The following is a 620-nucleotide window of genomic DNA, read 5'->3' on the forward strand; positions in this document are numbered from 1 at the left end:
CAGCGGGTGGAACAGTGCGTCGGCGCCAAAGCTCTGGTCGAACTGGCCGAGGTAATTGAAGGTGATACTGGCGCTCGGCAACGCGGCCATGGTCTGGCGGCACAGGTCGTCGGCCAGGTAGCGCAGCACGCCATAACCCAACCCTTTGTGGGGCACGCCGCGCAGTTGCTCCTTGATCGCCTTGATCGAGGCGCCCTGCCCGGCGGCCTCTTCGATATGCAGCGGGGTCAGGCGCAGCGGGTAGGCGCTGGTGAACCAGCCGACGCTGCGGGTCAGGTCGATCTCGTCGAATAGCGGTTCGCGGCCGTGGCCTTCCAGCTGGATCAATGCCGATTCATGGCCACTCCAGCGGCACAGCACACGGGCCAGGGCGGTCAGCAGCAAATCGTTGACCTGGGTGCGGTAGGCACTTGGCGCCTGCTGCAACAACTGGCGGGTGCGCTCGGCATCCAGGCGCACGCTGACGGTATCGGCGTCGCGATTGCGCAGCGAACCCTGTGGGCGATCCACCGGCAACTCAACGGCAGGGCCGGCCAACTGTTGCTGCCACACGTGCAGCTCCTCACGCAGGGATTCGCTGCCGGCATACGCCTGCAACCGCGCCGCCCAGTCGCGCAAGG

1 protein-coding gene is annotated in these 620 nt (G+C 66.6%); it reads right to left on the reverse strand.

Features of this window, described 5'->3' with window-relative positions; translation table 11 throughout:
* Positions 1-620 (reverse strand): condensation domain-containing protein (locus tag HX846_RS39150; protein WP_178967692.1); only part of this gene is annotated, 620 nt, incomplete at both ends.

This window comes from Pseudomonas sp. K5002 (assembly GCF_013386655.1).
Classification (GTDB): Bacteria; Pseudomonadota; Gammaproteobacteria; order Pseudomonadales; family Pseudomonadaceae; genus Aquipseudomonas.